Source organism: Streptomyces sp. NPDC051555 (assembly GCF_044454405.1).
Classification (GTDB): Bacteria; Actinomycetota; Actinomycetes; order Streptomycetales; family Streptomycetaceae; genus Streptomyces.
On sequence record NZ_JBITDP010000043.1, the window covers coordinates 1 to 25,046 of the forward strand.

General features: G+C 70.6%; 25 protein-coding genes and 3 pseudogenes. 15 read left to right on the forward strand and 13 right to left on the reverse strand.

Annotated elements, in window-relative coordinates; translation table 11 throughout:
- Positions 1–346 precede the first annotated feature (346 nt).
- Both ACIBEA_RS41530 and ACIBEA_RS41535 read left to right on the forward strand, forming a co-directional pair.
- Positions 347–469, forward strand: a complete 123-nt coding sequence (locus tag ACIBEA_RS41530) for a hypothetical protein (protein ID WP_399269209.1) — start codon at positions 347–349, stop codon at positions 467–469.
- Between the two features lie 426 nt (positions 470–895).
- Entirely contained in the window at positions 896–1,411 is a 516-nt protein-coding gene (locus tag ACIBEA_RS41535) for an SET domain-containing protein-lysine N-methyltransferase (RefSeq protein ID WP_399269211.1), read from the forward strand.
- A 347-nt stretch (positions 1,412–1,758) separates the two neighbouring features.
- On the opposite strand, the gene ACIBEA_RS41540 is transcribed toward ACIBEA_RS41535, so the two are convergent.
- Positions 1,759–3,255, reverse strand: a complete 1,497-nt coding sequence (locus ACIBEA_RS41540) for a UDP-N-acetylmuramoyl-L-alanyl-D-glutamate--2,6-diaminopimelate ligase (RefSeq protein WP_399269213.1) — start codon at positions 3,253–3,255, stop codon at positions 1,759–1,761.
- A 231-nt stretch (positions 3,256–3,486) separates the two neighbouring features.
- On the reverse strand, positions 3,487–3,639 hold the full coding sequence (locus ACIBEA_RS41545) for a hypothetical protein (RefSeq protein ID WP_399269215.1): 153 nt from the start codon (positions 3,637–3,639) through the stop codon (positions 3,487–3,489).
- Between the two features lie 209 nt (positions 3,640–3,848).
- Between ACIBEA_RS41545 and ACIBEA_RS41550 the strand changes: the two genes are divergently transcribed.
- Entirely contained in the window at positions 3,849–4,070 is a 222-nt protein-coding gene (locus ACIBEA_RS41550; RefSeq protein ID WP_399269217.1) for a hypothetical protein, read from the forward strand.
- Between the two features lie 194 nt (positions 4,071–4,264).
- Here ACIBEA_RS41550 and ACIBEA_RS41555 read toward each other — a convergent pair.
- Positions 4,265–4,956 (reverse strand): annotated as a pseudogene (locus ACIBEA_RS41555) (hypothetical protein).
- 362 nt (positions 4,957–5,318) lie between these two features.
- On the opposite strand from ACIBEA_RS41555, the gene ACIBEA_RS41560 reads away from it, so the two are divergent.
- Positions 5,319–5,492, forward strand: coding sequence for a hypothetical protein (locus tag ACIBEA_RS41560; RefSeq protein ID WP_399269220.1), 174 nt, complete (start codon positions 5,319–5,321; stop codon positions 5,490–5,492).
- 35 nt (positions 5,493–5,527) lie between these two features.
- Here ACIBEA_RS41560 and ACIBEA_RS41565 read toward each other — a convergent pair whose 3' ends face one another.
- Positions 5,528–7,012, reverse strand: a complete 1,485-nt coding sequence (locus ACIBEA_RS41565; protein WP_399269222.1) for an MFS transporter — start codon at positions 7,010–7,012, stop codon at positions 5,528–5,530.
- A gap of 406 nt (positions 7,013–7,418) precedes the next feature.
- Positions 7,419–8,225, reverse strand: a complete 807-nt coding sequence (locus tag ACIBEA_RS41570) for an alpha/beta fold hydrolase (RefSeq protein ID WP_399269224.1) — start codon at positions 8,223–8,225, stop codon at positions 7,419–7,421.
- 132 nt (positions 8,226–8,357) lie between these two features.
- Between ACIBEA_RS41570 and ACIBEA_RS41575 the strand changes: the two genes are divergently transcribed.
- Positions 8,358–8,945, forward strand: a complete 588-nt coding sequence (locus ACIBEA_RS41575; RefSeq protein WP_399269226.1) for a PadR family transcriptional regulator — start codon at positions 8,358–8,360, stop codon at positions 8,943–8,945.
- Positions 8,946–8,947: 2 nt separating this feature from the next.
- A complete protein-coding gene (locus tag ACIBEA_RS41580; protein ID WP_399269228.1) occupies positions 8,948–9,928 on the forward strand; it encodes an NADPH:quinone reductase in 981 nt (326 codons plus the stop codon).
- A gap of 189 nt (positions 9,929–10,117) precedes the next feature.
- On the opposite strand, the gene ACIBEA_RS41585 is transcribed toward ACIBEA_RS41580, so the two are convergent.
- The gene (locus tag ACIBEA_RS41585) at positions 10,118–10,240 is read right to left on the reverse strand and encodes a hypothetical protein (protein ID WP_399269229.1); all 123 of its coding nucleotides are present in this window, start codon (positions 10,238–10,240) and stop codon (positions 10,118–10,120) included.
- Positions 10,241–11,116: 876 nt separating this feature from the next.
- Here ACIBEA_RS41585 and ACIBEA_RS41590 point away from each other — a divergent pair.
- Both ACIBEA_RS41590 and ACIBEA_RS41595 read left to right on the forward strand, forming a co-directional pair.
- Positions 11,117–11,454, forward strand: a pseudogene (locus ACIBEA_RS41590) (MerR family transcriptional regulator).
- Positions 11,455–11,918: 464 nt separating this feature from the next.
- On the forward strand, positions 11,919–12,476 hold the full coding sequence (locus tag ACIBEA_RS41595) for a hypothetical protein (protein ID WP_399269271.1): 558 nt from the start codon (positions 11,919–11,921) through the stop codon (positions 12,474–12,476).
- A 422-nt stretch (positions 12,477–12,898) separates the two neighbouring features.
- On the opposite strand, the gene ACIBEA_RS41600 is transcribed toward ACIBEA_RS41595, so the two are convergent.
- Positions 12,899–13,180, reverse strand: a complete 282-nt coding sequence (locus ACIBEA_RS41600) for a hypothetical protein (RefSeq protein WP_399269231.1) — start codon at positions 13,178–13,180, stop codon at positions 12,899–12,901.
- 52 nt (positions 13,181–13,232) lie between these two features.
- Here ACIBEA_RS41600 and ACIBEA_RS41605 point away from each other — a divergent pair, with 52 nt between their 5' ends.
- On the forward strand, positions 13,233–13,415 hold the full coding sequence (locus tag ACIBEA_RS41605) for a hypothetical protein (RefSeq protein ID WP_399269233.1): 183 nt from the start codon (positions 13,233–13,235) through the stop codon (positions 13,413–13,415).
- 58 nt (positions 13,416–13,473) lie between these two features.
- Here the strand turns inward: ACIBEA_RS41605 and ACIBEA_RS41610 are convergent, their stop codons facing one another.
- Positions 13,474–13,731: a hypothetical protein gene (locus tag ACIBEA_RS41610; RefSeq protein ID WP_399269235.1), complete on the reverse strand. Its 258-nt coding sequence runs from the start codon at positions 13,729–13,731 to the stop codon at positions 13,474–13,476.
- 295 nt (positions 13,732–14,026) lie between these two features.
- A complete protein-coding gene (locus ACIBEA_RS41615) occupies positions 14,027–14,353 on the reverse strand; it encodes a helicase associated domain-containing protein (protein ID WP_399269273.1) in 327 nt (108 codons plus the stop codon).
- A 999-nt stretch (positions 14,354–15,352) separates the two neighbouring features.
- On the opposite strand from ACIBEA_RS41615, the gene ACIBEA_RS41620 reads away from it, so the two are divergent.
- The gene (locus ACIBEA_RS41620) at positions 15,353–15,787 is read left to right on the forward strand and encodes a hypothetical protein (protein WP_399269237.1); all 435 of its coding nucleotides are present in this window, start codon (positions 15,353–15,355) and stop codon (positions 15,785–15,787) included.
- Positions 15,788–15,817: 30 nt separating this feature from the next.
- Here ACIBEA_RS41620 and ACIBEA_RS41625 read toward each other — a convergent pair whose 3' ends face one another.
- Together ACIBEA_RS41625 and ACIBEA_RS41630 are read right to left on the reverse strand one after the other, a co-directional pair.
- Positions 15,818–16,027 (reverse strand): hypothetical protein, encoded by a 210-nt coding sequence (locus tag ACIBEA_RS41625; protein WP_399269239.1) that lies wholly within the window; start codon positions 16,025–16,027, stop codon positions 15,818–15,820.
- A 63-nt stretch (positions 16,028–16,090) separates the two neighbouring features.
- Positions 16,091–19,816, reverse strand: coding sequence for a hypothetical protein (locus tag ACIBEA_RS41630; protein WP_399269241.1), 3,726 nt, complete (start codon positions 19,814–19,816; stop codon positions 16,091–16,093).
- A 130-nt stretch (positions 19,817–19,946) separates the two neighbouring features.
- Here ACIBEA_RS41630 and ACIBEA_RS41635 point away from each other — a divergent pair, with 130 nt between their 5' ends.
- Entirely contained in the window at positions 19,947–20,372 is a 426-nt protein-coding gene (locus ACIBEA_RS41635; protein ID WP_399269243.1) for a hypothetical protein, read from the forward strand.
- Positions 20,373–20,612: 240 nt separating this feature from the next.
- Entirely contained in the window at positions 20,613–20,816 is a 204-nt protein-coding gene (locus ACIBEA_RS41640; protein WP_399269245.1) for a hypothetical protein, read from the forward strand.
- Positions 20,817–20,864: 48 nt separating this feature from the next.
- On the opposite strand, the gene ACIBEA_RS41645 is transcribed toward ACIBEA_RS41640, so the two are convergent.
- Positions 20,865–21,263 carry a Scr1 family TA system antitoxin-like transcriptional regulator gene (locus ACIBEA_RS41645; RefSeq protein WP_399269247.1) on the reverse strand — a complete coding sequence of 133 codons (399 nt, stop codon included), beginning with the start codon at positions 21,261–21,263 and terminating at the stop codon, positions 20,865–20,867.
- A gap of 806 nt (positions 21,264–22,069) precedes the next feature.
- Here ACIBEA_RS41645 and ACIBEA_RS41650 point away from each other — a divergent pair.
- From ACIBEA_RS41650 to ACIBEA_RS41660, 3 genes and pseudogenes are all read left to right on the forward strand, one after another.
- Positions 22,070–22,657 (forward strand): annotated as a pseudogene (locus ACIBEA_RS41650) (protein-L-isoaspartate O-methyltransferase); the annotation flags it as partial.
- Positions 22,658–22,890: 233 nt separating this feature from the next.
- Positions 22,891–23,232: a hypothetical protein gene (locus ACIBEA_RS41655; protein WP_399269275.1), complete on the forward strand. Its 342-nt coding sequence runs from the start codon at positions 22,891–22,893 to the stop codon at positions 23,230–23,232.
- Positions 23,233–23,850: 618 nt separating this feature from the next.
- Positions 23,851–24,114: a hypothetical protein gene (locus ACIBEA_RS41660; protein WP_399269249.1), complete on the forward strand. Its 264-nt coding sequence runs from the start codon at positions 23,851–23,853 to the stop codon at positions 24,112–24,114.
- Between the two features lie 123 nt (positions 24,115–24,237).
- Here ACIBEA_RS41660 and ACIBEA_RS41665 read toward each other — a convergent pair whose 3' ends face one another.
- Positions 24,238–24,999 (reverse strand): DeoR/GlpR family DNA-binding transcription regulator, encoded by a 762-nt coding sequence (locus ACIBEA_RS41665; RefSeq protein WP_399269250.1) that lies wholly within the window; start codon positions 24,997–24,999, stop codon positions 24,238–24,240.
- Between the last annotated feature and the right edge of the window lie 47 nt (positions 25,000–25,046).

The window sequence follows — 25,046 nt, forward strand, 5'->3', positions numbered from 1 at the left end:
ACAAACGCGACTACATCTTCAACGGAACCCTGGCCACAGCAGCCATCGTGATCTGGCTCCGCGACCTCATCAAAGAGCCATCAGACACGGCCTAGTCCTGCGGGCACCCCCTGGCCCGCGGTCTGGCAGAGCCGTGCCCCGGGCCGTCGCGGCCGCCTTCGGCTGCCCGGACGGCGCGGGCCGCACGGTGGTCGCCCCTGACGTAGCGCCCCTGTGCGAGATCCATTGGGGGATCTGCCCTGATCACGGGCCCACACTGACCGGGAGTGCCGGTCGATCATAGTGCCACTTCCCGGAGTGTGGTCGACGCTGGTCCTACGACCGGCTCGACCAGCCGTGCGCCGAGATGGCCTCGCACACGATCACTGACCGCGCGGGCGGTTCCGTCACTGCCTTTGAGGTGCACGCCGCCGAGGCCACACAACAGATCGACGGTGCTGTGGTCGAGCCGCTGCCGACCAACAGCTGAAGGCCGTGCCCACGTGGGCTCGGAGGGGGTCGGTCGATCTCGACGCCATCGGACACCTATGTGACCACGGCCGATAGGTGGCCAGCCAGCGGTGCAGAGGCGCAGGTCGTGCGCTCGCGTCGATTTCTGGTTGGCCACTTTACGGACTGATAGGTGGCCAGTCGGGATGCCGAGTGGCGGGCGCCTCTGGAAGCGGCTTAGCCCCCAGCGGCATGGCTGGTGCCGGTCCACCGAAGCGGGGACGTACGGCCCGCAGTCGCAGGGCCGGGAGAGCTTTCCGGACTGCTTGGACTGTTCAGTCCTGTATTCGGCTGGTGTGCGGAAGGCCGGTGCGGTTGCGTCTCATGTATCTGGGCTCCGGTGTCACCCGGAGCCCGTCGCTGACGCCTCGCGCAGTGTTACGCCCGACCGACCGAAGGGCTTTTCATGAACCGCAAAGACTTTGTCATTCCGGGGCCGACTGCGCTGGGGGCGACGGTCCGAGGCCCGGGGACGGAGCTGCGGGAGTCTGTGGGCAAAGGGGCCGGGGTGTTCGCCACGCGGTCTTTCCGGGCGGGAGAGATGGTTCTGGCCGGTGTCATTGAGGCCGAACTCGACCGCAACGATGCCCATGCCTCCCAGATCGGTCGGCATCGCTTTGTACGGCACGGCGGCCTGGTGCCCAAGGTGAACCACGCCTGCGACCCGAACTGCGGAATAGGCCTCAACGCGTCCGGCGCTCATGACCTGCTCGCCCGCATCCCCATCATGACCGGCCAGGAAATCACCTTCGACTACGCGATGCGCAACTACACCATCGAACACTTCCCGGCCGGGTGCCGGTGTGGGACTGCCCTGTGCCGTGGCCGGGTCACTGGCTGGAAGGACCTGCCCTCCGATCGTAGGGACGCCTACCGGGGCTTCGTCGCTCCCTACCTCCTCGAAAGCCCGACAGGTCCATGAAGTGAGCCAAGACCGGTTCAGCCCAGGTCGCAGCCCGCTCGGTGCTCGGCGTCGGGCGTTCGCGGCTCAAACCTCCCTACGGTGCGGGCGCGGCGCGAGCCCGCGAGTCTCCACCGGCACCACTACATGATCAAGCTGGACGGCTTCCGCCTTCCGGGGTGAGCTTGGCGGTGTTCTGCCGGATGACGATGGGGGAGGAGGCTCAGGCCAGGAGCAGCACGCCTGCTCGAGTTCGCTGACCGGCGGCTGTGGCCGGTGGCCCCGTTTCACGGGGGCGTGCCTGATGCCCGTTGGGTGGTCCGCTCCGTTCCCCGGTCCTGGGGTTCCTTCCGGCTCCGGCTCCGGACTCAGGGGGACAGGCGGGAGGCGAGGTCGCGTACGGTCGCCATGTCGCTGAAGGGGAGCAGTTCCTCGCCCACGATCTGGTGGGGTTCGCTGCCCTTTCCGGCGATCAGGACGATGTCGTCGGACTGCGCGGTGGCCAGCGCGAGTTGGATGGCCCGGCGCCGGTCGGCGGAGCGTTCGTAGGGGGTGCCGGTGGCCTCGATGCCGGGGGTGATCTGGTCGAGGATCGCCTCGGGGTCCTCGGTGCGGGGATTGTCCGAGGTCAGGACGCACAGGTCGGAGTGGGTTCCGGCGATGCGGCCCATCTCGGCGCGCTTGGTTTTGTCCCGGTCCCCGCCGCAGCCGAAGACGGTGATGACCTTGCCGCGGGCGAATCCGCGGATGGCTGTGAGCACTTTGTCGAGGGAGTCGGGCGAGTGTGCGTAGTCCACGATCACCGAGGTGCCGGCGGCGGTTACGAAGCGTTCGAACCGGCCCGGTACGGGTGGCATCTTCGCGAGTGCGGTGACCAGGCCGTCCAGGTCGTGCCCCAGGACCTGGCAGGCGGCCACGGCCGCCAGTGCGTTGGAGACCGAGAACCGGCCCGGGACGGGGATGGACGCCGGGTACTCCCGGCCGGCGTGGTGCAGCGTGAACCGGGTGCCCGAGGCGTCGGCGATCAGGCCCGTGGCCCGGAAGTCGGCGTCCGTGTCGAGGCCGTAGGTCGTCACCGCGCCCGGCATCATCGCCGGGATACCGGCTCCTACCGTGTCGTCCACGTTGACCACCGCGTGCCGGCACAGGCCCTGGAACAGGCGCAGTTTGGCGTCCGTGTAGCGGCTCATCGTGCCGTGGTCGTCGAGGTGGTCCTGGGTCAGGTTCGTGAAGACGCCGACGTCGACGAACGTCCGGTCCATCCTGTACGTCTGCAGGGCCATCGAGGTCGCCTCCAGCACCACGCTCGCGGTGCCCGCGTCCCTCATGCGGCCCAGGAGGTACTGCAGGTCGGGCGATTCCGGGGTGGTCAGCACCGTGGGCGGCATCGGGATCACCTCGTCGCCGATCCGGCTGCCCGCCGTACCGATCACGCCGACCACGGCGCCTTCGGAGATCCTGAGCAGCGACTCGACCATGTACGAGATGGAGGTCTTCCCGTTGGTCCCGGTGACCGCCATCATGTCCATCTGCCGGCCGGGCTCGCCGAAGTAGCGGGAGGAGGCGACCGCGGCCGCCTTGCGGGTGTCGGACACCCGTACGACGCAGGCCGCGGGCGGCATCTCCGGGCCCGGGGGCACGTCGGCGGCTCCCGCCTCGTCGACGAAGACGGCCACCGCACCGCGCGCGAGCGCCGCGCCGATGGCGGCGGGGCCGCCTTCGCGGTGGCCCGGTACGGCGATGAAGAGCGAGCCCGGCACGACCCGGTCGACGTCGAAGGTGGGGCCCGCGCTGATCCCCGTCGATTCGGTGTCGCCCTGGATGACGTGGTGCTCATGGCCGGTCAGCAAACCGCTCAATTTCACGGTGGTTCCTTCGAAGGGCAGGACGGCTACGGCCGGTGTGCGGCCCTCGCCTGGCGACAGCCCCGGACGAACGTCGGGACCGCGGTGATGGTGGTGGGGGAGCCCTACGTCGCCCCCGCGAGGCGACGGGGCCGGGCGGGGCGCGGTGATCAGGCCGGGCCGTGGGGAGGCAGGGGCCATCGTGGGAGGTGATGCGAGAAGGGCCGGGCCCCGGGCGCGGTGGGGAAAGCGCTAGCCGTGGCCGTGCAGGACGCCGCGGCCCACCGTAGGTGCCTGGACGTCGGCGGCGGTCCGGGGGCTGACACCCGCCTGGCCCGCGGAAGCCGCACGCGTGGCGGGAGCTGCCTGCGGCAGGCATTCCCCCGTGACGCGTGTGCGGTTCATAGGCCGAGTGTACGTGCGCTCACGCGACCGCTCCGCCGCACGCCGCGTCGGCGCCTCAGTCGCGGACGCCCGCCGTCGCGCGGGCCGGGCAAGGCAGGGCAGGAGCGATGGTGGGGCAGCGGGGCTCTCCCATGCAGGCACGCCCTGGCCGCGGGCCACTCGGACGGAGTACCGGTTGCGATCGGGGCAGTGTCTACAACCGGCTCGCTGTGCGCCCCGCGGTGGGGGCGGCGGAGCTGCGGCGAGAGCTGATCCGGCTGTCGTGCCTGATCAGCTCGCACTCGTACTGGGCGGAGCGTGACTGGAGCACGGCGGGACGCATCGAGCTGCTCCGCGCGGCTGAGAGCGGCCCGGACGGCGTGCGGGGGCTGATCGTGATCTGGAGCGGCACGCACTTCGTCGTCTCCGAGCCCGGGCCGCGGTCCCCGTGAGCGGCCTGTAGGCGTGGCTGGAGAGCTGGCGGGCCGTCCTGACATGGCTGGACTGGCAGCGGAAGCTCGCCGAACGCGCGATCAGCGCCCTGGAGGCCGAGCTGGCCGCGGAAGCCGCCCGTCGTACGAGGACGAGCCGGCGCACGAGGACGGGAAGAGGTGGCGTCCATCAGAGCCGGGCCGGGCCGGGGTGGTTAGGCCAGCTGCGTCTGGAGGTCGGCGAGGGGGGAGCGCTGGCCCTTGTCCACCGCGCGTAGTTGTTCCCAGTCGATCTCGGGGTGGGTGGGGACGATCGCGTCGATGGACGCGGTGGTGTAGAGCGCGATGTCGACGGCTCCGGCCCTGCTGGTGCCGAAGCGGACTTCGATTGACTGCGTGGAGCGGATCCATCCGAGCCGCACCATGTGGTCGAAGTCGGCGCGGCGCACACGGAGCCGGGAGGCGGCTTGCTCGGGTCCGAGGGGGGTGTCGGCGGCGGTCAGGTCCGCGAGGTCCCCGCGCTGGCAGACCTCGGTGACCTGGCCGGGGTGGTGCAGTGTCCCCTCGGGGTTCGCGCTCAGGTCGACGAGCAGGCCGCGGCCGACGAGCAGGCCGCGGCCGACGAACCGCCGCACCACGAAGGCCGTCACCTTCGCCCTCTGGCCGACCACGTTCGGGGTGCTGAGCGCCTGCGCGATCCGGTCCGCCGCCTGCCGGAGATCGCGGGGGAGGGCATCGCGGCCCGGATGGCACCGGAGTCCAGGACCTCTACGGCGGCCCGGGACCACTGGAAGGACGACGCGTCCGGGTCGGGGATGACGCTGGTGTGCAGGGACCAGCGGAATGCCGTGGCGGTCACCTTCAGGCGCTTGGCGGCCTGGCCCGCGTCGTACTCGGTTCGTCGCATGAGATCACCCTTTTCACTCTCGCCGGAGGTGGTCGACAGAACATGCCAGAACGCCTGAAATCATGTCAATAACATCTGAAGAAAGGCAAGTTGATCGTGCTGCTAGAACTGCGCCCGCGTACGCGAAGGAAATTCACCCGGCCGGATGTCGCGGAACGCGTTGGCTGGCGCTCGCCGGTCACGGGCCGCAGGCCGCTGTCGGGCCCGCGAGGCCAAAACCGCTGGAGTCGGCCGAGTTCCAGCGCCGGGTGCTCGCCGCCGCCGACCCCTTACATCGCCCCCGACGTCCTCGCCGGGCAGCTCGCCCGCGAGGAAGAGCAGCGCCGCGCCCTGGCCGATTTCCTCGACGGCTGGGGTCCCGGGTGCTGCCCAAGCGCGTGTTCAGGAGGGCCCGGGCGCGTCTTTCCCCGCTCAAGGACCGGCAGATCAATTTCCTGGGCCGCTACCTGTTCCACATCACCGCCAGCGCTCCCGGCCAGGGCCTGCGGCCCTTCCGCGACCCGGATGTGCCCGAGGGCGCCGACGAAGAGGAGTGATCCAGGTATCCGGTCGCGGACGGACGCGGGGCGACTCAGTCGGTCTGGCTGTTCGTGCGCCTGGGCAGATAGAACATCAGGGCCCACATCAGGGCGAAGGCGACGCCGACCCACCAGAGCACGCCGGTGAACGCGTCTCGGTTGACCGCGGCGTCGGGCGAGCCGCCGGTGGCGGAGAAGAACACCGGGGCGGTCAGCGCGGTACCGAGTGCGATGCCGAGATGGACCGCGGTGTTGAACAGGCCCGACGCGGATCCGGCGTTCTCGTTGGGGACCTTGGCCAGGGACATGTCGGCGAGCGGTCCGCCGATCGTGCCGAAGGCGAGCCCGAGCAGCAGGAGGGGTACCGCCATCGCGAGGAGGGTCAGGTCGCCCTGGCGGCTGCTGGTCTGGAGCCCGTAGAGCGCCATCGACGCGACGGCGAAGAGGGCTCCGGTCTGCGGTACGCGGCGTCCGTGGCGGCCGGTGGTCTTCATCGCGATCACCGCGCCGCCCATCTCACCGCAGGCCATCAGCACGAATGCCCCGGCTGCCTGGAGCGGGCTCATGCCCAGGCCGCGCTGGAGGTAGAGCGTCCAGGTCATGAAGAACAGGCCGGACAGCAGCCCCATCAGCATCTGCGCGGCCAGGCCGCCGGTGAACGCCTTGTCCCGAAAGAGGGACAGGGCGACGAGCGGGGCGTCCTTCCCGCGCTGGTGGCGCAGGAAGAGGCCGAGGAGCAGGAGGCCGGCGGCGAGCATGGCGAACGACCACAGCGGCCAGTGGTGGGTGTGGCCCTCGGTCAGCGGGAAGACGATCAGCACGACGGCCAGTGCGGACAGCAGCATGCCGGTGAGGTCCAGGCGCGCGGCTTTCGGGGCGGTCGACTCGGTGATGAACGTGCCGCCGAGGAGGATCACGGCGAGGCCGATGGGCACGTTGATCAGGAAGATCGGGCGCCAGCCCAGGCCGAGCAGGTCGGCCTCGGTGAGGACGCCGCCCAGGACCGGGCCCAGGACGGCGCCGACGGACAGGACCGCGCCGTAGAGGGCGAAGGCCCGGCTGCGGTGCTTGGCGTCGGCGGCGTCGAAGGTGACGTGGAGGGTGGCCAGGATCTGCGGGATCATCACCGCTGCGCCGCCTCCTTGCAGGACGCGCGCTGAGATGAGCATGCCCGCGCTGGTGGCGAGGCCGCACAGTAGTGAGGCCAGGGTGAACACGGCGGTGCCGATGAGGAAGACCGTGCGCCGCCCGTAGGTGTCGCCGAGCCTGCCGCCGGTGATGAGCCCGACGGCGAGGGTCAGCGCGTAGCCGGCGGTCAGCCACTGCACGGCGGCCGGGGAAGCGCCGAGGGACTGCTGGAGGGTGGGGATGGCGGTGAGGACGACCGACTGGTCCAGGACGTCCATCAGCTCGGCCACCAGGACCACCACGAGGGCGATCCTGGCCGCCAGGGACATTTTGGAGGCGCTGCTGGAGGCGGCGTGAGCCACCGGGTCGGTGGTGTGCTGCGGCTCGTTGCCGAGCGCGGGGGAAGCCACGGTGGGACTCCTGATTCAAGGAATCGGGGAGCTCACCGCAAGCCGCACCGGGGCCGCACATGACGAAACCCGGGGCAGACGGCAGAGCTGCACCCGGGGAACAACAGGGATCTACGGGGGGGGGTGACACGGCTCAGGCCAGCGCGACGTCCGCCCCCCGGACACGTTCGAGACACTCAGAACGCGGGGTAACGCGGACGGCTACAGGGCCTGGGGGATGAAATCACCTCAAGATCGCGGAACAGGAGGTCCGAACACTGCCGCCGAGGACTCGGCAGCGGAACTCACCCACGGTACGACACTCCCCACTCCCGGCGCACCTCCGATATCCCGTCCGCCAAAGGGGCGCGGCGGTACCCGGCACTGTCAGAAACGACCGTTTGTGAGAGCCGGGCGTCGAATTCAGTCAGTGAGGCAGGTCGGCGGCGAAGGTGGTGATGGCGTCGGCGAGGGCGTGGGGGCCCGTGAGGAAGGCGTCGTGGGCTTCGCCGGGGATCTCGACGAGGCGGGCGTCGGGCAGGGCCTGGTGCAGGTGGTGGGAGACGTCGGTCAGCCAGCGGGGGCTGAGTTCGCCGATCACGAGGAGGGTCGGGATGTTGAGGGTGGCGAAGCGGGTGAGGTCGTCGCCGAAGCTGTCCATCGCGCGCATCTCGCGGGCCCATGTCGGGGTCATGGACGCGCGGATGGCCCAGAACGGGGTCTGGCGGAACTCCTCGATGGCCTCGTCGGGGAACTTCAGGAAGTTCCGCAGCCCGAGGGTGAGGGCCTGGTCGAGGTCGCCTGCCTGGACGGCCTCCTCGAAGGAGGCGAGAGCGTCGCCCCCGACGGGGCCGCCCAGCGGGATCGGGGGCTCGTAGAGGATGAACGCCGCCGGGGGCTGATGCAGGGCGTGGGCGAGGGTGACGAGTCCGCCGTAGGAGTGGCCGAGCAGGATCGCGTCTGGGCCGGCGAGGTCGAGAGCGACCGCGATGTCGTCGGCCTCCCGCTGGACGGTGTGCTCGCTGTTGTCGCCGCTGGCGCCCCGGCCGCGGCGGTCGATCGCGTAGGTGGTGAAGTGCGGAGCCAGCAGGTCGGCGAGGAGCTGCCAGTCCTGGGCTGCGTTGAGGGCACCCGGGGAGACGACGAGGGGGCGGCCCTGGCCGGTAACCGTGACGGCGATCTCTGTTCCGTCGGTGGAGGTCACGCGGGCCTGGCGGGGGGTAGCGGCAGTCATGATCTTCTTCCTTATGTGGCCGGGCGGCCAGCCCACCCGGGCTGGCCGAGCAGGGGTACGGAGGAGGCGTCTCCGTATCCACCGTAACATCGAAACGATGTACACATCGTTTCGATGTGAGATCCTGGAGTCATGCTTGAACTCGCGATACTCGGCTTCCTCGCCGCAGGCCCCCTGCCCGGTCACGAGCTGCGCCGCCGCATCACGCACCTGACCGGCTACAGCCGTCCGGTCAGCGACGGCACCCTCTACCCGGCGATCAACCGGATGACGAAGGCCGGGCTGATCGAACGGCGCCCCGCACCAGAGGCGGGCGGCGGCCGGTATGTGCTGAACCTGACCGCGGCGGGACGCGAGGACATGCTGCGGCGGCTCCGGGAACCTGCCGAGCACGAGATCACCGACTTCTCCCGCTGGTTCACGATCCTGGCGTTCCTCTCGCTGCTGCCCGACAGCACCGAGCAGCACGCCGTACTGCGCCGCCGCCTGGACTTCCTGGAGACTCCCGCCAGCTTCTTCTACGACGGCGACACCCCGCTACGCGCCGAGCAGGTCACCGACCCTTACCAGCGCGGCATGCTGCTCACCGCCCGCGCCACCAGCCGCGCCGAACGCGCCTGGCTCCACGAGATCCTGGACGGCGACGGCGACGGCGACGGCAGCCGAGCAGCGGACGAACAGCCCCACCCGCAGACCCACACCCGTGATCGGAAGGACTGAACATGCTTGCGTCCTGGTACGACCAGCAGGGCCCGGCCACCGAAGTGCTCCAGTTCGGTGAGCTGCCCGACCCCACCCCCGGCCCCGGTGAGGTCCGCGTCCGCGTCACCGTCTCCGGCGCCAACCCCGGCGACACCAAGAAGCGGCGGGGCTGGACCGGCTCGGCCATGCCCTATCCGCGGGTTATCCCGCACAGCGACGCCGCCGGCATCATCGACGCGGTGGGCGACGGCGTCGACGCGCGCCGCGTCGGGACGCGCGTGTGGGTGTACGGCGCCCAGTCCTACCGCCCCTTCGGCACCGCCGCCCAGTACACCGTCGTCCCCGGCGACCTCGCCGTCCCCCTGCCCGACCACCTGTCCGACGATCTCGGCGCCAGCCTGGGCATCCCCGGTATCACCGCGCACCGCACTGTCTTCGGCGACGGTCCCGTCGACGGCAAACTGGTGTTGGTCAACGGCGTCCTCGGCGGGGTCGGCTCACTGGCCGCCCAGCTCGCCCGCTGGGGCGGCGCCACGGTCATCGGCACCGTCCGCCGCAGCACCGAACTGAACCGGATCGACCCCGCAGTCGTCTCCCACGCCGTCGCCCTCGACTCAGGCGACCCCGCCGCCGCGATCCGCGCCCACGCACCCGACGGCGTGGACCGGATCATCGAGGTTGCCCTGTCCGACAACGCCGACCTGGACGACGCCGTAGTCGCGAACGGTGCGGTCATCGCCGCCTACGCCACCCGCGACGACCGCACCGAGATCCCGTTCTGGACCCTGCTGTTCAACAACGTCACCCTGCGCCTGCTCGGCAGCGACGACTTCCCCGCCGAGGTCAGACGGCAGGCCGCCCGCGACCTCACCGCCGCGGCCGCCGTCGGCGCCCTCACCGTCGATGTCGGCGACCGCTTCCCGCTCGCCGACATCGCCAAGGCCCACGACCGCATCGACGCTGGCGGTCGAGGGCGCGTCCTGATCGACGCCCCTCAGTAAAAGACTCCGGCCTGACCTCCTCATCCCCCCCGCAGTCGAGCGTGAGGGCGCTGCGGGCGGGGTGGAAGCCCGCGGGTCGGGCGCGGTGCGGGGGCCAGGCAGCATGGCCGCTGCAGCGGCGAGATCGAGGTGGGAGTTCATGTCCAGCTCGAACCGGCCGTAGGGGTTCACATGGGTCCAGAACAGCGGTTACAGGGCCCGCCGGTCGGCATGGGTGAGCCGCTTCTGCCACTTCTTCTCACTCAGGATGTCCTGGAGGAGCAGGGTGTTGACATGCACCAGCGCCGACCGGAGCAGGAGCAGCGCCAGCATCGAGACCTCCCGCTCAGCGCTTTTGCCCCGCCCCATGAGGGTTAACCCGGCATGCCCCACTGCGCACCACTCCTCTTCGGGATCGATTACCTCTCCACCGGACCCATGAAAACCTATGCTGGCTGGAGTAGACATTGGGTGGTGGTGTGGTTATGGTTTCTCTCGTAACCAAGAAGGACCGCAGGGCCTGGCAGAGACGAACTGCCGGGCAGTAGTACACGCAGTACTCGTAGGTGCAGTGCGCAGGACGGTGCGGTGGTGGAGTTTCGAAGCCAGGGTTGGTGCATGACGGGCGACGGGGCTGACGGCCGGACCGGGTGGCCCGCAGTGATCAGGGGCCGCCATGAAGCAGTACCGCAGTTAACGCAGTGGTTGCAGTACCCAGCAGTGAAGTCAGTGAGCGGTACCTCGGTGAAGGCGTCGGCTGGGGGCGCGCGCACCGGGAGGTTCGGCAGTGGGGTTCTAAGCCAGAGCAGATGCAGGACGGGCGACGGGGCTGGCTGCCGGAAGTGGCGCTCGGAAGGGCCACAGCACTACAAGCGGTTCGCGGTAAAGGAAGTACCCGCAGTTCGCAGTATCAGCAGTATGCAGTCCCCCGCTTGGTAAGCAGTTGATCACCAGAGGGAAGAACGGAGGAACCGAAGCATCATCAGGATCGCCCGGACGCCACGCGAGTCCGGGTACCGCAGGACATCGACAGTGAGGTGGTCTCCGGTCACGCATTCGCGATCCCCGCATCCCCGACGCAGTTCAGGTCGGGTCGGCGGAAACAGAAGGTCGGCGCAAGACCAAGGCCGGCAGATGGTGTAGCAGTTCCTTCGGGGCCCGGGAGCCACACGCTCCCGGGCCCCTCCGTACGTTCCCGAAAGAGGTGCGATGACCGCAGACGACTCCTTCGGCCGTCTCGATGACGACGACTACCCCGCCTACACCACGGGCCGGGCCGCCGAACTGCTCGGCACCACCCAGAACTTCCTCCGCGCCATCGGCGAGCACCTCCTGATCACCCCGCTCCGCTCACCGGGTGGACACCGCCGCTACTCCCGCTACCAACTGCGCATCGCCGCCCGAGCCCGCGAGCTCGTCGACCAGGGCACCCCATCGAGGCGGCCTGCCGGATCGTCATCCTCGAAGACCAGCTCGAAGGGGCCCGGCGCATTAACGCCGAACACCGCCATAGCCCCGGAGTAGAAGCCTCCCCGTCCGCGGCTTGACCCGGTGCGCGCCTGCCGGCCCCGGCAGACTGGCGCGCACCTTGCTACGCCACCCGGCCCTCGTATCCTCTACTGATTCAGGTCGAGAAGCAGCATTTCGACAGCATTTCGGGAGTCACGCGCGGCGGTCGCGGCGCAGCAGAAGCCGATTCGCTCGAGAGCCTGACGCGGCAGGGTCTTGTGGCCGTGTCGCCGCGTGGCACCTCGGTCAGCCGGGGAGGCTGATGGGGTCAGGCCCGACGCGGCGGAGGGGAGGCCATCCCGAGTGGTCTTGAGCCCGCCCTTCGAGCCGATGCTCGCTCAGGCCGCCGAGTACGTCCGCGGCTCCGGCGTCCTGGCGAGCGGCTTCGCCGCCGAGCAGAAGTGCGACGGCCACCGCGCGATCCTCTTCACCCCCACCGGCCCCAGCGGCCGGCTGCTTCCAGACCCGGCGCGGCTCCCTGATCCAGGACCGGTTTCCGGACCTGGCCGCGGCCGCCGCCCAGCTGCCCGACGGCCTGGTCGATGGCGAGCTCGTCGTGTGGGACACCGCGGTCAGCCGGCTGTCCTTCGAGGCGCTCCAGCGCAGGGCCGCCGCCCGCGGCCGGACCGCGGCCGCGCTCGCCGTGGAGACCCCGGCCTTCTTCATCGCCTTCGACGCCCTACAGATCGACGGCACCAAGCTCCTTGCTCTGCCCTACGCCGAGCGCCGCCGACGCCTTGAGGTCCTCTTCGCCTCCCGGCAGCTGACCTCGCCACGGACGCTGTGCCCGCAGACCACCGACCCGGTCACGGCCCAGGAGTGGATGGAGCGCTGGACGCACATCCCCGGCGTCGAGGGTCTGGTCCTCAAGAGGCTGAACCAGCACTACCGGGCCCTGAGCCCGAGGCCGGACCAAGATCAGGCGCAGGAACACCACCGAGGCGATCATCGGCGCCATCACCGGCACCCTCAACCGCCCTGGGCTCCTTCTCCTGGGCCGTCACGATGCCTCCGGCCGCCGCCTCCACCCCGTCGGCCGCACCGTACCGCTGCGCCCTGACGCGACCAGCGAGCTCGCCGAGCATCTCACCTCGGCCAGCCCCGGCCACCCGTGGACCGGTGCGAAGTCTCCTCGGCCTGGGGCACGCGCGACGTCCTCGACACCACGCTCGTCCAGCCCGAGCTCGTCGCGGAGGTCAGCGCCGACACCTCCGTGGACCGCGGCGGCGTCTGGCGCCATCCGCTCCGCTACGTGCGCCTGCGCCAGGACGTGGCCGTCGAGGACGTGGCCCGCTTCAATGGAACCGGGCCGCAGCCGAAAGGCTGCCAGAGCGGGCCACCGTGCGGCGTGCCAACCGGGCGAGGTCAGCCGAGCAGACGCCGAACGGTCCGTGGGGCGGTCGTGCGGCACCAGGCTGACGCCCTCGTGCCGCACGAGATACTCGACGCAGGTACACCGCCACAGGAGATACGACCGTCCGGTCAGTGCCACCGCTGGTACGAGTTGCTGTCGCCGTAATCCGGGCCGGTGTAGACCTTGCCGCCCTTGCCGTTGCTGTCCAGAACGCGCCAAGTCTGGCGGTTCGTGAGCTTCCAACCTGTGCTCGTCTTGGTCTCGTACCACCGCTGGAACCAGTTTGTCTGGTCCCGGCCGGAGTTGCAGGGTTCGACGTAGACCGTGTCGTTGTAGTTGGTCAGGCACCAGCCCAATTGGTTGACCATGTTCCAGCTGCCGTCGCTGTTCTCGACCTCGTTCCACCACACGCCGTTGGGGGCATTGCAGTTCCAGAACGTGCTCACCGGTCCGTAATTCTCGATGGATGAGAGACCCTGGGCGGCCGCCCTCGCCGATTTCGGCTTCACCGTCCTCGACGCAGCGCAGCTTTTGTCGCCAGCGGCTGAGGTGGACACCGCTGCGCTGGCAGCTGCCGAGCACAGGCAGGTCAAGCACTGGAATCCGAAGACCCTCGGCGCGATGCTCTTCAACTCCTGGGACTGATAGCGGCACAGATCGGCGTCCCTGGCCCGGCGGCGCGCCTGTCCTGGGTCTCGGGTGCTTATGGGGTGGCCCAGGGGATGCCGAGGTCGGCGAGTACGCCGAGCTGCTCGGGGGTGAGTCGGTCGCGGCGTTGTTTCTGGTTGACGATCCAGATGCCGGTGCGGTGCGTGGTCCCGTCGGGGAGCTCCTCGGCATGCCCGCGGCCCGGCAGGCCACCGGTCTCGAAGGCCGCCTCGGCCCGCCCGGCCGCGGCACCCGCCTCCCTTGGCGGCTTCTTCGGCGGGTGACGGCGCGGTGCCCGCAGCGCCTTGGTCACGCCGAGCTCGCTGAGCCGGCGCTGCTGCTCGACGTTGAGCCGCTCCCACTTTTGTCGTTGGGTGGTGAGCCAGCATCCGATGTCCTGGCCGTGCCGACTGACCCCCGGGGTGATGTCCCGCAGCCGCGCCCCAGCGGCGAGGGCTTGGGCGAGGTAAGCGTAGTGCCGCTGCCAGTCGAGGGTCCACCCGAGCTCGCACTGGTTCCAGTCGGGGTCGATCGCGGCGAGTTCGCCGGCCCGCCGCTCGGCGCGGCCGGGGTCCTTGCCGAGCGGCGGGCCGGCGGATGTTGGTGAGCTACTGTCCGACGGGTATGTCCAGCGCGCTGGCGTGCGGCGGGGCCGCGAGGGTCCGGTGCAGGGCGAAGTAGGCGTCGGCGGTGTCCCAGACGATGCCGAGCTCCTCCAGCGCGGCGGCCCGCTCCCCGCTCATGGCCCCGGCCCGATAGGCCCGCCGCTGGTCGGAGAGCCACCGCCCAGCGGGTAGGCGTCCTCTTGGTGGTCGTCGGGGACGTCGAGTCGCCGGTGCGCTGCTGGTAGCGGAGTGCGGCCTCGGCTCCGCGCCGCCAGTCGACGCGCGCGGTGTCGATGACCTGGTAGGTGATCCACTTCGCGATAAGGACAGGGTCGCGAGATGCGATGAGCCTCTTTGGTGTCATTGGCGTGTGGCGGTGATGTTCCGTCAGGTCAGCGCGCCTTCCGCAGGGCAGGCGTATGTGGGGGCTGTGTGCTGACTGACATGGAAGTGGAGGCCGGGGTTGTGGCGCTGACACGAGGTGGTGTTTGTCTGGTTGGGCCCTGCCATGAAAGCGGTATTTCGCACTCAGTGCCCGATTCCCTCGGGAGTAGCCACCGGCCCGCCCAAGCATCAGACCTCGGCCAGTGAGGCCGGTCCGTGATCCAGAGGAACGCCGTGTCCGCCACTACAGGGAGCTGAAGAACTTGGTTGCGAACCAAGTGGACTGGCTTGCTCCGTTCTGGCCGTCGATTGTGAGACCCGTGAGGCGGCCCTGGAAGTTGAAGCTACCGATGTAGATCCCGTGCCCGACTGAGAAGGAGATCTCGCTATCAGTTACTTGGCCCGTGACATGCTCTATCCCAGGCGAATTGTCGATGTGCGCAGTACCGTCGACGTAACCGCTTGAATCTTGGCCTACTGTCAAAATAACGCTATGCCCGTTACCTTGGGCTAGACCCCACTGTCCGTTGACATCCATAACCATAGCTCCACTCCCTGCTTCCAGCGGAACCTCCGACTTCTCTAAACCAGGTTAGTACTTGCTCAATCCGAGCGCATTTTGCGATTTGTTAACGAGGTAACTACTGAGGTGGAACTTGTGATGTCGTTTCGTTGCTTAGGTGATGGGCGCCATGGACCCTTATTGCCTGGCGATATGAGTGTGCACCAGGGCGCGAGCGTTGAGCTGGGCTCCTTCGGCTACGGCCTGTCGTTTGTCTGCTGAAGGCCGGTGTCGTTTCCTGTGCTCGGATCTCTGGGTGCCCATGGGGCTCGCCGCCCGCGAGCCGGGATGTGAAGCGGTCCTGGGGTCCGCTGACCGAGGGGTTGAGCGTGCCCCGGGACCTGGACCTCCGCGACTGCGCGAAAGCGTTGGAGTAGCTCGGCGTGCTCGCGCATTCCGCGATCGTCGGCGTCGTCAAGGATGTGCTGCCCGAGACCCAGGTCGGTCTCCTCGTCGGTTTCCGCCCCTGGCCCCTGCTCGCGGCCCGCATGAACCAGATCCGCGACCAGGGCGGCCCCGCACTCCTCGGCGTGCACCTGGCCCGTCTGCAGGACGACACCTCCTTCAAGGAGGCCGCGGGTGCCGCCGCTGCGCGGCCGTCTCGTGGACGCGACCTTGAACTCCCTGACGACCCCCCCTCGGAGCCGCCCGCGCCCGCGTCCCCGGTGCGGGTCCGGGTGTCCGGGGCGGCGGCCCGCTCCCGTTCCACCACGACACCCGCCGCCGCAGCTTTCGGACAGCAGGCTCCGACAGAAGCCGCGGTCCCCGCCCACCGGCAGCAGGCCGGACCGGCTAGGGGCGCGGGGCGTACGCGGTGACGCCCGGCCGCGGCTGCGGATGCCGGGATCTCACACAGCCGACCCCGCCCACTCGACCCCGAGTTCGGCCAGCGCCCGCAGTTGCTCGACGTCGAGCCGGTCGCGGCGCTGGCGCTGGTCGGCCAGCCACACGCCGGTCCGGTGCTCAGTCCCCTCGGGGAGGTACTCGACGAGCGACCTTCCCGTGCGATGCGCCGATTCCGTGTCAGTGGGTGGTGTCAGTGACGTTGCGTCAGGCAATGGCGTTTGTGCTGGTGGAAATGGTACTCAGCTTGACGATCTATAGAAGCTTCGGAGTCAAGGTTACGGGCAGGAGGCCCGGTACGGCACCGTGGGCAGGTGGTCCGCCCACTGTTCCCGGGTGAGGCTCCGCCCGGCCGACCGGCAGATGCCGACCGCGGCGGGGCCGGGGTCGAGCGGCCAGCGGACCACGCGGCCGTCCTCGGCGCCGGAAAGGAGTGCGCCGTCGGCGGTGAAGGCCAGGCCCCGGATCCGCGCCGTATGACCGGTGAGGGTGGCCAGCCTGCTCCGCGTCGCGACGTCCCACACCATCACGGTACCGTCGTCGCCGGCCGAGGCCAGCCGCCGCCCGTCCCGGCTGAAAGCCAGTGTCTGGACGGCAGCACTGTGCCCCTTCAGTAGCGCGGTCTGCCGACCGGTCCGGCCGTCGCGCAGCGCCACCGTACGGCCGTCGCCGGAGGTGGCCAGCACGCTGCCGTCCGGGCTTAGCGCCAGTGTCTGCACCGCGCCCTGCCCGGTGTCGTCGCGGCTCAGCAGCGCCCCCGAGGCCGCGTCCCAGCTGGTCAGCTTTCCCGACGGCCCCACGCCCAGCAGCCGGTCCCCTGAGGGGTGGAAGGCCACCGCGGTGGCAAGCCGGGAGGCGTAGCGCGCGGTGACGTCCACCGGCGCGGCCGGGGTGCTGACGTCCCAGGCGAACAGGCCGAGCGCTGCCACCACCAGCAGCCTGCCCCCGGGCGCGAAGGCGACGCCGGTCGCGGAGCCGAAGCCGAACGGGCCCAGCGGCTCGCCCAGCCTGCGGTGCTCCGCCGTGTCCCAGAGGGTGACCAGGCGGTTGCGGCTGACCGCGGCCAGGAGCCGGCCGTCCGGGCTGAAGGCGACCGCGGCCACCTCGTCCTGATGGCCGTCCAGCACGGCGACCGGCTTGCCGGCGCGGTCCCAGAGGCGTACCGCACCGTCGCTCCCTGCCGTCGCCACCGTGGCGCCGTCGGGGCTGACCCGGACATCGGTCACCTTCGCGCTGAAGCCGCCGAACGGCTCGGCCGCCAGGTCGTGCACCACGATGGTGCCGTTGTAGCCGGCGGAAGCCACCGTGCCGCCGTCCCGGCTGAGCGCCACCGATACCGTCTCGCTGCGCCCCCGGTCCGGGTACGAGCCGAGCGCCACACCGCGCCGGAAGTCCCAGAGGCGCACCGTGCCCGCCTCGTCCGCCACCGCTATCCGGTCCCCGGCCGGTGCGGAGGGCGTCCAGGCGTACGAGGCCCTCAGGGCCGGTGGCGCGATCGCCGCCGGGGTCGGGCCGCTCAGGTCCCACAGGCTCAGGCCGTGGTCGTCGGCCGAGGCCGCCAGGATCCGCCCGCTCGCGCCGAAGGCCACCGAATCGGAACGGGCGGCGTCCAGTCGGGCGGTCCGTCGGCCGGTTCCGACCTCCCACACCTGTGGTCCGTCGGCGCCGGAGGCGGAGACCAGCAGGCCCCCGTCCGGGCTGAAGGCCAGCGAGGTGACCTGGGCGGGGCCGGCCGCCAGGACCGTACGGGCGCCGGTGGAGAGGTCGTGCAGCGCGATCGAGCCGCCCGCCGTGCCGGCCGCCACCAGCCGCCCGTCCGCGCTGAACGCCATACCCCGGCCCCCGCCGTCCTCCACCAGCCGGGTGACCTGGCGGCGCTGCGCCACGTCCCAGACGATCACCGAGCCGGACGTGCCGTCGATCCCTGACGAGGCCAGCAGCCGCCCGTCCCCACTGAACCGCACCTGCTGCATCAGGCCCTGGCCGCCCGCGAGCTCGGCCACCTTGGTACCGGTCGCCGGATTCCAGAGGATCACCGATCCGGCGCCGCCGGCCGAGGCGAGCAGCGTGCGGTCCGGGTTGAAGTCGACGGCGTACACGGGCACGCCGGGGGTGCCGAATTCGGTGCGGTGGGGCACGGCGGCGGCGCTCAGGACGGCGCCCCGGGTCTCGGCGTCCGGGTGCATCCGGGCGGCCGTCACCGCCAGCAGCCCCGCGAGCGCCGGGTCGCTCCCCAGCAGCGAGCGGGACTTCAGGGCCAGCTCCCCGGCCAGGGCGGCCGTCTGGCGCCGCTGGGCGTCCTGGCGCTGGCTGAACGCCAGGCCGCCGCCGAGCAGTGCCAGTACCAGCAGCACCGCTGTGCAGGCCACCAGCCGCTGCAGCAGGCGGGTCCGCCGCCGCCCGGCCGCCTGCTCGGCCGCTGCCAGCTCCGCACCTGCCCGCAGGTACTCCGCCTCCCACTGGTTGGCCTCGCCCGGGTGCTCCGCCGCCCAGGCCCGCGCGGTCTGGAGCTGGGTGCCCCGGTAGAGCGCACCGGGATCCCGGCCGAGCGCCTGCCAGTGCTGGGCGGCATCGGTCAGCCGCCGGTGCACGAGCAGGCTCGCGCGGTCGTCGGTCAGCCAGCGGTGCAGCCGGGGCCACGCCCGGATCAGTGCCTCGTGGGCGAGCTGGACGACCTCCCCGTCCAGCACGATCAGCCGGGCCCCGGCCAGCAGTTCCAGTACCTCGTCGAGCGCGTCGTCGGCGGCCAGGCCGGACAATTCGGCGCGGGCGATCGGCCGGCGGGTGTCCTCGGTGCCCTCGCCCAGAGCGGCCAGGCGGAGGAAGATCCGCCGGGCGAGGTCCTGCTGCGGCGCGAGCCGCTGGTACGCCCCTTCCGCCGTCTGCGCCAAGGCGCCACGCACACCGCCGCAGGCCCGGTAGGTGGCCGCCGTGAGCTCCTCGCCGGTGCGCTGGTGCCAGGTCTCCAGCAGCGCGTGCGAGACCAGCGGCAGTGAGCCCGGCTGCTCGGCCGCGTCCGCCAGTACGACCGTCGCGAGCTCCGGGTCCAACCGCATGCCGGCCCGCGCGGCCGGCCGCACCACGATCTCCCGCAGCTCGGCTTGGGAGGGCGGCCCCAGCAGAATCTGGGCCTCGTCGCGCAGGGCTTCGGTCAGCCCGGGGTGCCGGGTGACGCGGCCCAGGAAGTCGGCGCGTACCCCGAGGGCGACCGTGGTCCGCCGACCGGGACCGTGCGTCGCGTCCAGCAGGGCGTCGACGAAGCGGAATGCCTTCGTCTCGTCGGCGCAGAGGGTGAAGATCTCCTCGAACTGGTCGACCACCAGCAGCAGCCGCGTATCGGCGGGGCCCGCCGCCAGCGCGCCGCGCACGGCGATGTCCAGGGCAGCCGGATCGGCCGTCAACTCCTCGTTCAACCGCCCGGCGTCACCGCCGGACAACTTCGCCACCTGGTCGGACAACTCCTGCAGCGGGTGAGCCGTCGGGGTCATCAGGATGGTCCGCCAGCGACTCGCGGCGCCCCCGTCCGCTTCCAGCGCGCCGACCAGCCCGGCTCGCAGCAGCGAGGACTTCCCACTGCCGGAGGCCCCGAACAGCCCGACCAGGGGCAGCCGTTCGACCCTCTCGCGCAGCCGCCCGGCCATCTCCGCACGGCCGAAGAACCACAGGACGTCCTCGGGCTGGAAGGCCGCCAGACCCTGGTACGGGCACGGCTGCGCCGCGCTCTCGCGCACCGTCTCACCGCCGGCGTCGGCCGCCGCCTCCCACCGCGTCCGCCACTCCGCCTCATCGCCCCCGCAGGCCGTCGCATAGGCCAACGTGACCTCCAGCGACGGCAACCGTCGGCCCTTGGCGGCCTCGGCGAGCGTGCTGGCGGAGTAGTGGACGCGCTGGGCCATCACCCGGTAGCCGGGACGCCCCGCTCGCTCCCGCAGCTCGCGCAGCCCGGCCGCGAGGAGCGCCGTCCGTCCGCCGTCCGGGTCAAGCGGCTTCTCCGGACGTCCCACGCCCAACCCCCTGTTGACCACAGTTGTTTGTCCGGCATCCAGGCCCCTGCCGGACAAACTCTGGGCCGATTAGACAGGGTGTCGCAGCGGCTGTCCAGGCCGCTCCCAGCCAGCAGACGAAGGAGCCCTCATGGCCCGCACCCGTTCATGGATCCGCCGCAACCCGGTCGTCCTCGGCCTCCCCGCCTTCCTCACCGCCCTCACCGTCCCGGCCCTGGTCGCCCCTGTACAGGCGCAGGCCGCCACCCACTACCAGACCGCGACCTTCGGTACCGCCAACGGCTACAACTACACCGACTGCCTCACCAACGGCTGGGCCACCCGCTGCAAGCTCCGCGGCTACCTCTACGGCGCGCCGGACAACTACGTCCTCTGCAAGAAGTGGGGCGACGAGGTCAGCGACTCCTCGGGCAACTACAACCACTGGTGGCTGAAGACCGACCTCGACACCAACCTCTGGGGCAGCGGGCCGGCCTACATCTCGGCCTACTACCTCTCCAACTGGGGCAACGACGAGGCCAAGGACAACTCGGGCCACGTCATCCCCAACTGCTGATCTCCGGCCACCGACTCGCAGGACCGTCACGGGGGGCGGTACCTTCGAGCGGCTCCGGGCACGACTGAGATCCGTCAGTGGTGCCCGGAGGGCCGGTACGCCGCCGAGGAACGCGTGAAGCGAGGATGGTGCGAGAGCCGTCGGTGAAGAGGTTGCCGAAGCCGAGGGATGCGGGGATGTCGAAGCTGGCGCAGGCGTACCAGCGGTCTCACCCGGGCCGTCGGGATCCGCGCCGCAGTCGTGGCCTCCGCCCACCTACGGGCACGCGAACTCGACCTCGGCCTCACCGTGGGCGAACGCGCCGTCACCATCCTGCGCCAGGTCCGCTCCACCCGCGCCCACGACTACCTGCGCTCCCTCAACCACGAACTCACCCCATGGGCCGCAGAACCACAGGTCAACGACTTCCTGCACCGCTCCCACCAAGTCATCGCCGCCGCCTGAGCCCACGGGCGCGGCCGGACGGCGTCCCCGCGCGTACGGGGCCCGGGGTCAGGGCCTGAGCCGGGTGCTGTACTGGCGGGTCTGCACCCGCCCCGGGACGAAGGTGCCCGCGAACGAGATGATCTCCGAGGCGCTCCGCTCCAGCCGCAGGATGTCCTCAAAGGCCGGCGAGGCCCGCAGGATGCCGTCCGCGGCATCGGATTCCCCGCCCGGTCGGGCCCGCTCCTCCATGATCGCTTTGGCCTGACTCCGCCACGCCACCGCGGTCTTCTCATCGACCCCGTAGCCGGCCACCAGGGCCTCCACCACGGTGTCGGCGACTTTCGCCTTGGCCTTCCCCTTCTCCAGACGGCTCAGCGTGGCGGTGGAGCCGGCGACGCTCCGCCGGACGGCCTCGGCGCCGGTCCAGCCGCAGCTGTGGCGGGTCTCCTGCAAGGCGAGACCCATAGGCGGCGCCGCAGCGTCGTGCTGGAGTCGTCCGCGTCGAGCGGGTCGCGCGGCGCTTGGCGCGCGAGCGGGTGGGAAGGCCGATCGGCCACGCGAATCTCTCCCTTTGCGGATGGTGGTGAGCTCTCACCACCGTCGCAGTCTGAGTACCTCGCGTGGCCCTGTGCAACACCGCATCGCTCATCGCCCACGGCTCCTTCACACCGTAGTGACCGCCTGCACCCCGAATTCCCACCCACCCCGGAAAACCCCCGCCAGACCCGGAAGGGGAAACACGGAAAACACGGAGAGACCCTGACCGTTCGGGGTGTGACGATGAGATTGGCGCCGCACCCCCGCCCCAGCCTGTCCCTCGAAAGGGGCAACTTTTCCGTCAGATCATCAGCTCAATGAAAAATGGAAAAGCCAGTTCCAGACAACGGAAAATGCGGTAAAGATACGTCACCGGCATGTGCGGACACCGCGGACCCTCCGCACACACCCCGGGCCGCCGAGAACCAGGGGGCCAAGCACCGCACCGCCGCACCAGCACCTAGCTGGCCGCCACCGGCGCGTCCTGCTCGCAGCCCGTCGGGATGCGGCCTGCGGCCGATCACGCTGTCCGGCACACGCTCTCCCGTATCCCCGCTTCCGGTCCTACCGTTGAGAAATTCCGCACCGGACCGGAAGGGGCCGCAGTGGCAGGGACCGTGGAGGGCAAGCACCGCTCACCGATCGGTGACGATGGGCACCAACCGAACCGACCCGTCCCACCACCCCCACTTTTGCCGCCCACCACTTCCGACCCGAAGAAGTAGCCCGTGCCCGTGCCCACACCCCCGGACCCCGCCGTCGACCCCGCCCTCCTCGACGGCCTCCTCGCCGCGGTCGCCGAGCAACTCGACCAGCCCCTACCCGCCTGCCTGGAAGAGGCACTCCACCGCATCCCCCGCCACCGCTTCCTGCCCGACCGGATCTGGATCCGCGACGGCACCGGCGGCTACGAGGCACTCGACCGGACGACGGACCCCGACCGGTGGACGGCCACCGCCTACACCGACCAGCCGCTGATCACCCACTTCACCCACAACCTGCCGACCTCCTCAGCCTCCATGCCCTCCGTGATCATCCGCATGCTGCTCCTGGCCGGCCTCGACCAACCCCCCACCCCGATCGGGAAAGGCCTGCGCGTCCTGGAACTCGGAGCCGGCACCGGCTACAACGCCGGCCTCCTGTCCGCCCTGGTCGGCGAGGACTTGGTGACCACCGTCGAACTCGACCCCGTCCTCGCCGCCACCGCACAGGAAAACCTGAAAGCGGCCGGCTGCGCGCCCACGGTCGTGGCCGGGGACGCAGCGGCCGGATGGCCGCCGAACACCCCTTACGACGTGGTCCTGGCCACGTTCTCCGTCGACCACATCCCGCCCGCATGGCCGAGGCAGGTCAGGCCGGGCGGCCGGATCGTGACGCCGTGGACCTCGGCCTGGTGCACGTACGGCACCCTCGCCCTGACCGTCAGCACCAACGGGCAAGCCCAGGGCCGCTTCCACCCCTTCGCCTCCTACATGCCGATGAACCGCCCCACGGCCGCGCCCACCGAGGCCGCGCCAGCGGGCGGAGCGAAGCGCTCTTCCACCGGGTTGTCGCCGTGGGCGGTAGCGGGGGGGACCTCGACGCCGAGTTCCACATCGGCCTCACCGTCCCCGGCACCTCCTTCACCTGGGACACCAGCGGCGAGCACGCCCACACCCGCCTGCACCTCCACGACACCACCGGCTCCTGGGCGACCGTCGACTACGACGGCCGTACCGCGGCCGAGTTCACGGCCACGCAGGTGGGCCCCCGCCTCCTGTGGGACGAGATCACCGCCACCTACCGCAGGTGGGAGGAGCTCGGCAGGCCGAGTGTTGACCGCCACGGCCTGACCACCACCACCGACGCCACCACGATCTGGGTGGACACGCCCACCAACACCCTCGCCACCCGCTAGTGCTGTGGCCGGAAAGGTTTGCCGGGGTCGCGGTGTCCGGTGCGGTGCATCGCAAGGCGGAGGACCGCGACTCGTACTGGACGTACTTGCGCGGTCCGACAATGCCGCGAGGTGCCGTGCCGGGCGCCGTGACCCGGCAAACCTTTCCGGCCACGGCACTAGCCACGAATCCCTCCCGCTCTCGCCGGCGCTACCCGCTCGTGAGCTGGTCCTGGACAGCCCAGGTAGCCGCATGCCGCACGGCTGGCTGCTGAGGACACACCAGCCAGCTGCCCCTGCCCGCCCTCCGCCCGGCCGCCGTCCCCCTGCGCCCCGACGCAGCCTGAGAGCTCCGAGTCGCTCACCTTGGCGAGCCCGGGCCTTTCGTGTACCGGCGCGATGTTCTCCGCCGTCTGCGGAACCTGCGAAGTCCTCGACACCACCCTCGTCGCCAAGATCAGCCTCGGGCACCCCTATCGATCGCGTACGTCCGGGGCGCCTGCACCAGGACTCAGTCGCTCGACGACGTGCCCAGTTCGCCGGAGGCGGGCCGCAGCCGAAGGGATGACTGCACGGGCCGACGCGCGGAGTGCTGCAGGGTGTCGGCCGCGTTGGGGGCGGGGTCAGGAGGCTTCGGGCATGGATGTGGAGTCGTTGGCGGCGGAGTTGTACGAGCTTGTGCCGTCGGAGTTCACCGTGGCCCGCGACGCGTACGTGGCCCAGGCCCGTAAGGCGGGTGACAAGGAGCTCGCCGCCGCGATCGCCGGGTTGCGCAAGCCGACGGTCGCCGCGTGGACGGCCGGCCTGCTGGCCCGCCGCCGGCCGAAGGAGGCGCACGGCCTGGTTCAGCGATTCACGGTCACAACTCGTTCTTACTCAAAAGTGGAGCCAGGCACGTTCTGAGAGCCGCCCCACGGAGTCCGGTAGGCGGGGCGAGTGGACAGGCCCCACCGTGGTTGATCCCCAAGGTGTCCGGGGCGCCGACCCACTGCTGTGCGGGTGCGGTGGGCCGACGCAGCGGTGCGGTCAGGCGATCTTGACGGTGGAGCCGGCGGCTTCGAGTGCGGCTACCTCGTCGGAGGGTGCGGTGGTGTCGGTGACGAGGGTGTGCAGGAGCGTGGCGGGGCCGACGTGGGCACGGGCGGTGCGGCCGAGTTTGCCGCCGTCCGCGGCGAGGACGACGCGGCGGGCGGATGCGATGCCCGCCTTCTTGATCGCGGCGTCGTCGAGGTCGTAGGCGGTCAAGCCGTCGGCCGCGCTCAGTCCGCAGCAGCCGATGATGGCCGTGTCGAAGCGCAGGGCGGCCAGGGAGGCGAGGGCGAGCGGGCCGGTCAGGGCCCCCTCGGCGGCGCGCGGCTTTCCCCCGGGCACGAGCAGTTCCGCGTGACCGGGTGTCTCGCCGAGCAGGTGGATGGCCTGCAGGGACAGGGGCATCACGGTGATGTGCCGCTCGCGCAGGATACGGGCGACTTCCAGGCAGGTGGTGCCGCTGTCCAGTAGCACGCTCTCGCCGTCGGCGATGAGCGACGCGACTTCGGCGGCGATCCTGCGTTTGGCGTCGACCGCCTCCTGGGCCCGCAGGGCGAACGGGGGCTCCTCACCCCTGAGGAGAAGGGTGCGCGCGCCGCCCCGGACGCGTTCGAGGACACCCTGCGCTGCGAGGGCGTCGAGGTCTCGCCGGATCGTCATGTCCGAGGCCCCGGTCAGTTCGGCGAGTTCCTGGACCGTGGCGCCGCCGGAGTCCCGAACGGTCTTCGCGATCAGCCCGTGGCGGTCTGTGTTGCTCATATCGCGATTCAACACCACCATCATCGCACATTCAATATGTTCGAAAG